Here is a 3725-nt window from a genome sequence, read left to right as displayed (position 1 = left end):
TAACCCACAACTTGTTCCGGACTTAAATCTTGCCAAATTAACTGTTTTATCCACTTTGTTATCTCTGGCGTGATTTTTACGGCTTTTGCCTTAGAATGACGGCGTTCTAATGCTTTACGCTGAGCTTGTTCAGGTTCATATTTCCCGGCTTCCCGGTTTCGTCTCAATTCCCGGCTAATTGTTGATGGGGCCCGATTAAGCGACGTTGCAATAAAACGTTGTGTAAAACCGGCTTCTTTTAAGCCGAAAATCTGGTATCTTTCTGTTTCGGTCAGTTGCGTATAGGCCATAGTGCATTTTCCTTTGGCGAGAAAGATGCCTACTATAGCAACTGACCGCCTTTCTTAGAAATTGCACTTACTATGCGAATCCAAGAATTACTGTTATTTTCGGCTGTATGGATTATTAATATTTTCTATTACTGGCGGATTACGTATCCACCATAAAATATTACTTAAAAGCCACCCACAGGAATTACGCCCAAAATGGCAGCGTGGGGGAAATAAACCTAAATTTTCCAATTTATAGCAATGTCCCCTTGATATACTGGTTAATTTTTTTCGTTCTGCTTCTCTTATTCTTCGCTCGGATTCACCATAGGCAGCAAGAATATAACGCCTACCTTCATCAGTAGGTGAATCATATACTTTCATTGAACTACCTCGCCGCGAGATTCAGCGATACGCTGATCTATCCAGTTATCAATCTCTGATTCAACAAAAGCTATTGAGCGAGTACCAATTTTGACTTGTTTCGGAAACTTATCTTCCTCAATAAGTTTATAAATCCATGCTTTGCTATAACCCGTTCTGCGTTGCACTTCTGGTAAGCGGATAAGACTTTCTTTAGACGTGATAATTTCTGACATATACTTTACCCCTATTGGCTTATCTATATTGGTTCTTTTTAGACGTCATTAGAACAGGGGTAATTAAACCGAAGTTGTAAAATGAATTCATCACATGGCAATAGTAATTTGTTTCATACAAAGAATATATTATGTCTTACCATTTACAGAAATAACTATTTATGATTAAAATAAAACCATAAATAGTTACATATTAACCAAAGGTGATTATTACAAGATAACTCAATCAAGCACGTCTCTTAAATTCTCCATGTGCTGCATTGTCGCCTTGTTCGAGTGCATCTATATAATCCGCATACCATTGCAGCATTTCCCTACGACCATCCAAATATTGGGCGTGATTGTAGGTTCCTCGAATACTGTTCTTATCAACGTGAGCAAGCTGTGTTTCAATCCATGCAGTGTTATAACCTTGTTCATGTAAGATAGTGCTCATGGTGTGTCGAAAGCCGTGGCCTGTTGCCCGACCAGCATAACCAATGCGTTTAAGAACCTGATTAATGGCGGCTTCACTCATTGGCTTACTTGCATCATTCCTGCCATGAAAAGCAAAGTTAAATCGGCCTGTGATTGCTTCCAGCTCTTTTAGTAAGATCAAAGCCTGTTCAGAAAGGGGAACAATATGAGGCCGACGCATTTTCATACGCTCTTGAGGGATTTCCCAAATTGCTTTATCGAAATTAATTTCTGCCCAAGTAGAGGCGCGCAGCTCTATTGTTCTCAATCCGGTAAGCAGAAGTAACTTCGTTGCAATTTGAGTAATTTTACTTCCGCTGTAGAGGGACAATGCTTGTAGGAAAGCGGGTAATTCATCGACATTCAGATGTGGGAAATGCTTGGCTTTCGGTGTTGCTAATGCGCCAGCCAGTTCCGCCGCTGGATTATATTCCGCTCTTCCCGTGACAATTGCATATCTGAAAACTTGGTTACATGCCTGTCTGATCTTTTTCAGCTTATCGAGAACTCCACGCTGTTCCATTTTGCGCAGGACGGTGAGCATGTCTAATGGCTTGATATCAGTGATGGCGAGTTTGCCAATGAAAGGAAAAATATCTTTTGTGAAACCTTCTAAAAGGTCTTCTGCATATCCCTTTGACCAGTTAGGAACCTTATAAGCGTGCCACTCAAGGGCAATTTTTTCAAAGCTGTTACTTACGATGAGAGCTTTTTCTCTTTTTTCCTGTCTTTTAACCAGCCCCGGATCATCGCCATTTGCCAATATTTTCTTGGCGTCTTCCCTTTTGTTTCTGGCTTCTGCCAAGGTTACGATAGGGTAAGTGCCAAATGCCAATCGCTTCTCTTTACCCGCAAAGCGATATTTTAATCGCCAACATTTGGAACCATTCGGAAAAATTTCTAAGTACATGCCCCCACCATCGGAGAGTTTGTACGATTTGTCTTTGGGCTTCGCGGTGTCTATCTGTCTGGCTGTCAACTTCATTTGGGGGCATCCATTTTGATTGAACCTAACAATGCCCCCTATTATGCCCCCAGAGATCTGTGGATTTCAACATACCTTAGTAGACTATGGGATAACGGGAAAAGGCTAACAATGCGTATTTACTGGGGTTTTATGGACTTTGGAAGACGTTAAGATATTAAAGGATGGTACCCCTACAGGATTAGAACCTGTGACCTACGGCTTAGAAGAGAGTAGAGTCACCTTATAAATCAACCAATTACCGCATTTATCAGCGCTCACACGTCCCACCTTACCGAAAGTTACCTGTGGTTGCTCGCGGTTATCTTTCGACACCTGTCCCAAATGCGTCCCATTCAGTTGACTCAATAACATCTATCATATATGATAAGTTATATCTTATCACAAATGATAGGGTAATATTGAATCTCGAACACCTATCATATATGATAATTACAAAAGGCAGACATGAGCTGGAATATTGATTTTTACCACGGAGTAATGGATAGCATTCTGGATATGCCCCCTAAGATTCAAGCAAGAATGCTAAAACTGCTCGAATTAATGGAACAGCATGGTGCTAACCTTGGATCTCCACATACTGAACCTATGGGTAATGGTTTGTTTGAGCTACGAGCAAAAGCACAGGAAGGAATTGGTCGAGGCTTATTCTGTTACCTTGATGGCTCGAATATCTACATTCTCCATGCTTTTGTTAAGAAGAGCCAAAAAACACCTAAGAAAGATTTAGACTTAGCCAAAAGCCGCATGAAAGAGGTGAAAAAATGAGTCAACTACAAGCTCTTAAAGCTAAAGCATTACAAAACCCAGACGTGAAACAGGCTTATGATGAATTGAATGATGAATTCGAACTCATCAACACATTGCTGAGTATGCGCACTGAGGCGAAATTAACTCAACAGCAAGTTGCAGACCGAATGGGAACTAAAGAAAGTAACATTTCCCGACTGGAAAAAGGAAGAAGTAACCCAACTTTAAACACACTGGTAAATTATGCTAAAGCCTGTGGTTTCCAGCTCGATTTCAGCTATCGGCGCAATAGTTAATTATGTGATAAATAAGTTCCAACCCGTTGTTGTTCTTCAGGGGAAGAGATACCGCTACGCCCACCCCACCAATGATGTAGCGGTCAAGAACTTCCGGACACCATTTTAGCCTTCTCCCATTGCTTTTCGTATTCAACGGGAGAAATGCCTCCATTAAAACGATGGGGACGAATGTAATTATAATATCCGCCCAAATATTGCGTGATATCCCTCATCGCGTCATGCATATCCTGATAGCCTTCCGGTGGCACCCATTCGCTTTTCAGACTCCGGAATACCCGTTCCATCGGCGAATTATCATAGCAACAGCCCCTGCGGCTCATGCTTTGGATAATCTGGTTTCGCCAAAGTAAGCGGCGGAACTTTTTGC

Annotated in this window: 7 protein-coding genes; 2 read left to right on the top strand and 5 right to left on the bottom strand. The window is 41.4% G+C overall.

The annotated features are described in order from the left end of the window. From PSI15_RS17320 to PSI15_RS17305, 4 genes are all read right to left on the bottom strand, one after another. On the bottom strand, positions 1 to 290 hold a 290-nt coding region (locus PSI15_RS17320), incomplete at its 3' end, for a helix-turn-helix domain-containing protein (RefSeq protein ID WP_273584607.1). Between the two features lie 93 nt (positions 291 to 383). Continuing rightward, on the bottom strand, positions 384 to 653 hold the full coding sequence (locus tag PSI15_RS17315) for an AlpA family phage regulatory protein (protein ID WP_273584606.1): 270 nt from the start codon (positions 651 to 653) through the stop codon (positions 384 to 386). Beyond that, entirely contained in the window at positions 650 to 868 is a 219-nt protein-coding gene (locus PSI15_RS17310) for a helix-turn-helix transcriptional regulator (protein WP_273584605.1), read from the bottom strand. The genes PSI15_RS17315 and PSI15_RS17310 overlap by 4 nt, the downstream gene beginning before the upstream one ends. 226 nt (positions 869 to 1094) lie before the next feature. Then, the gene (locus PSI15_RS17305) at positions 1095 to 2309 is read right to left on the bottom strand and encodes a tyrosine-type recombinase/integrase (protein ID WP_273584604.1); all 1215 of its coding nucleotides are present in this window, start codon (positions 2307 to 2309) and stop codon (positions 1095 to 1097) included. A 447-nt stretch (positions 2310 to 2756) separates the two neighbouring features. Between PSI15_RS17305 and PSI15_RS17300 the strand changes: the two genes are divergently transcribed. Both PSI15_RS17300 and PSI15_RS17295 read left to right on the top strand, forming a co-directional pair. Next, on the top strand, positions 2757 to 3077 hold the full coding sequence (locus tag PSI15_RS17300; protein WP_273584603.1) for a type II toxin-antitoxin system RelE/ParE family toxin: 321 nt from the start codon (positions 2757 to 2759) through the stop codon (positions 3075 to 3077). Then, positions 3074 to 3355 (top strand): helix-turn-helix domain-containing protein, encoded by a 282-nt coding sequence (locus PSI15_RS17295; RefSeq protein ID WP_273584602.1) that lies wholly within the window; start codon positions 3074 to 3076, stop codon positions 3353 to 3355. The genes PSI15_RS17300 and PSI15_RS17295 overlap by 4 nt, the downstream gene beginning before the upstream one ends. Positions 3356 to 3438: 83 nt before the next feature. On the opposite strand, the gene PSI15_RS17290 is transcribed toward PSI15_RS17295, so the two are convergent. Beyond that, positions 3439 to 3725, bottom strand: a 287-nt coding sequence (locus PSI15_RS17290; protein ID WP_273584601.1) for an integrase core domain-containing protein, incomplete at its 5' end; no start/stop codon positions are given.

Origin of the sequence: Xenorhabdus sp. PR6a (assembly GCF_028599065.1) — a bacterium.
GTDB classification, from domain to species: domain Bacteria; phylum Pseudomonadota; class Gammaproteobacteria; order Enterobacterales; family Enterobacteriaceae; genus Xenorhabdus; species Xenorhabdus doucetiae.
This window is presented reverse-complemented; position numbering and strand designations above follow the sequence as displayed.